Source organism: Streptomyces phytophilus (assembly GCF_013870535.1).
Lineage (GTDB): Bacteria > Actinomycetota > Actinomycetes > Streptomycetales > Streptomycetaceae > Streptomyces > Streptomyces phytophilus.
This window is the reverse complement of record NZ_JACBXC010001601.1, coordinates 1-1180: the sequence shown is the minus strand read 5'-3', so window position 1 is coordinate 1180 and position 1180 is coordinate 1. Positions and strand designations below refer to the sequence as shown.

General features: G+C 72.5%; 1 protein-coding gene. It reads right to left on the bottom strand.

The genetic code is table 11. From position 1 onward, the window contains the following. On the bottom strand, positions 1–1180 hold a 1180-nt coding region (locus H5J30_RS34545), incomplete at both ends, for a hypothetical protein (protein ID WP_181791760.1).

Genomic DNA, 1180 nt, shown 5'->3' with positions numbered 1-1180 from the left:
GGACGCGCCGCGCCAGCAGCGTCCACAGCCCCAGGCCGACCAGCAGCAGTACGCCCGCGCCGATCCCCGCGATCGCCAGGATCTTCTTCCCGGCACCGCCGCCGTCCTCGCCGGCCGCCGTGCCCTCCGCCGCGGTGTCGCGGTCGTCGTCCGTCACGCCGAACCCGGCCGCCGCCGCGTCCCCGTCGTACGCCGGGCCCTCCTTGGGCTCGCCCTTGATCGTCGTCCGCAGCTCCACCGGCACCGGCCCGTCCGCGAACTCGCCGACCTCCTCCGACACGGTGACCGCGACGTAGTACCAGCCGGCGAAGCCGACGTTGCCGAAGTCGCGGTCGTACACCGCGAAGCGGTTCTCGTACGCGATCGGCGGGCTCAGCGCCTGGATCGCCGCGGGGTCGTCGCCGTAGTACGTCTCGTCCGTGGAGGCGATGTAGCCGCGCGCGGGGTTGTAGAAGTCGACGCGCACCCCGTTGGAGGCGTACGCCGACTCGTCGCTCACCCGCGTCGTACCGAACTCGGTCTGCAGGAAGAGCTGCTGGCCCCAGTCCAGCGGCACCCGGTAGAAGTGCGTGTCACCCGGCCGGATCCGGTCCGTCCAGACGCCGTGGTCGATGCCGACCGCGTCGTTGAACCCGGTGCCGCCCTCGCGCCGCTCGGCCTTGTCCGTGGGCGGGGGCGGCGGCGTCGTGGGGATCGAATCGGGGTCGGGCGGGGTCGTGGACCCCGCCTTCGCCAGCGGCGGTTCCTCCATGAAGCGCAGCTCCAGCGACCAGTCCTCCGGGGTGGAGGTCGCCTCGCTGACGCGGGTGACGATGAGGTTGTAGACGCCGGGCTCCTGGCAGGGCCCGTCGGGCTGGGCCACGCGCCAGACGTAGTTGGCGATCGGGCGGGCGCCGCCGTCCGCGCGGAAGTCGGCGTCGGAGTTGCTGCACCGCTCGCCGCCCTTGCTCTCCAGCTCCAGCTCGATGCCGTCGCCGTACGCGACCTTGGCGGCCGGCTTCGGCACGGCGACGGCGGATATCCAGGCGTTGGACTTCGCGTCGAGCGTGACGCTGTAGTAGAGCTTGTCGCCGGGGGCGAGGGAGTCGGAGTACGTCTTGCCGGCCTCCACCCTCTCGCCGCCGGTGCTGCTCTCGGCGCCGTCGATGGACGTGGCGTCCTTCGCGGGCTGGTATTCGTG